The organism is Microtetraspora sp. AC03309 (assembly GCF_020826795.1).
GTDB classification, from domain to species: Bacteria; Actinomycetota; Actinomycetes; order Streptosporangiales; family Streptosporangiaceae; genus Microtetraspora; species Microtetraspora glauca.
In genome coordinates, this window is sequence record NZ_JADDIL010000201.1 from 1 (window position 1) to 1,343 (window position 1,343).

3 protein-coding genes are annotated in these 1,343 nt (G+C 62.1%); all 3 read right to left on the reverse strand.

Going from position 1 to position 1,343, the window contains the following annotated elements:
• A partial coding sequence (locus tag IMZ11_RS42275; protein WP_228649161.1) for a hypothetical protein occupies nucleotides 1-273 on the reverse strand: 273 nt, incomplete at its 3' end.
• Nucleotides 274-329: 56 nt separating this feature from the next.
• A complete protein-coding gene (locus tag IMZ11_RS42280) occupies nucleotides 330-626 on the reverse strand; it encodes a WXG100 family type VII secretion target (protein ID WP_003883782.1) in 297 nt (98 codons plus the stop codon).
• 4 nt (nucleotides 627-630) lie between these two features.
• Nucleotides 631-1,095 carry a YbaB/EbfC family nucleoid-associated protein gene (locus IMZ11_RS42285; protein ID WP_003883783.1) on the reverse strand — a complete coding sequence of 155 codons (465 nt, stop codon included), beginning with the start codon at nucleotides 1,093-1,095 and terminating at the stop codon, nucleotides 631-633.
• Between the last annotated feature and the right edge of the window lie 248 nt (nucleotides 1,096-1,343).

Genomic DNA, 1,343 nt, shown 5'->3' on the forward strand with positions numbered 1-1,343 from the left:
TCCGGAGATGCCTTGGGCGAGTTTGTCCACCGTGTAGTCGCCGTCGAACAGCATGGCGAACTGTCGATCCGCGGCGTCGGCGGTGTCGCCGGTCAGTACCGACATCGTTTCGCCGCGGACCCTGTTCAGGTCCGGAATGAGGTCCTGCAGTGCTTCGGCCGCGGCTTGGTAGTGCTCGCCGATCCGGCGGGTACGGGTTTCACTGCCTTGCGGCCACTCGCCGCCCGCGAGATATGACACCCACTGGAGTTCGGGTGGGATCTGGATGTCCATAAGCGAATTGGTGTCGCAACGGGCCTATGTGGTGCACCGCCGGTTTCGGTTGACGGCTACGGCTGGTCGTTCTTTTCGAAGGAGTCCGCCGAACCTTTCAAACCGTCCGAGTAGTAATCGAGCAGATCGGTCTTGACCACCACCGAGCCGTCGACCCAATCCTTTTGCGCCAGATACCCCGCACTGCCCTTCGCGTATCCGTCGCCCATCTTGTCGTCACCCCACGCGGCGCCTTCGGCCGCGAGGTTGGCTTGCAGAGTGGACAGCACGTTCTTCATCCTGACGCTGACATCGTTCAGGTTCCTCGAGGTCGCCCGCAGCTCAGCAGGCCCGACACCGAGTTCCTCAGCCATCGATTCAGCTCCTCACGGTGGGGAAGGTGGATTCGTCCTGATCGTCGCCCTCCGGCTCGCCGGCCCGGCCTGCCGCATCGTCGATGCCGAACACGGATCTGGTGAGATCACGCAGATCGGGCGCACCGTCGGCGATGTCGGACAGAGCCGGCATCATCCGGCGGCGTTCTTCGATCGGCATCATCAGGGCAGCCGACCGCTGCGCCACGAGTTGCGCCGCAGTCTGCGCGGCCGCGGTGACGTGGCCACCGAGCTCTTCGAGTTCGTATTCGTCGAGATAGGACTCGTCGATGACGGTCTTGATGACATGACCGCGGGCGTCGACCGTCACCTCGACCAAGCCATCAGCTTCCTCAGCACTCGCGGTGAGCTGCGCCTGCTCACGCTGCACCGCGGCAATGTCGGCCATCTGCTCGGAGACCAGGGCCAGCACCTCGGTCATCTGATGCCGGAGGGCATCGTTGCTCATTCCGATCAGTGTTCCAGATCCGCAAAGGCGTCGCCATGTTCTTTGCCGAATTCGGTTATGACTGAGCATATTTGAGCGGACAGACAATTTCGCAATGCGAAATAGCCATCGTCGCAACGGCACTCACGGGGCAATTTGCCACTACCGCGTAGATAACCGAGGCTTACTCGACACTCACAGCTAGCGGCCGGTAGCTCTCATCCCCTCGCGCGATTGGCGAGTCCTTTGCCTCGTGCGCGATGCACATT

What these genes read in the sequence shown, in the direction of transcription:
- IMZ11_RS42280 (WP_003883782.1), bottom strand. Translation starts at nt 626, where the DNA reads ATGGCTGAGGAACTCGGTGTCGGGCCTGCTGAGCTGCGGGCGACCTCG.
- IMZ11_RS42285 (WP_003883783.1), bottom strand. Translation starts at nt 1,095, where the DNA reads ATGAGCAACGATGCCCTCCGGCATCAGATGACCGAGGTGCTGGCCCTG.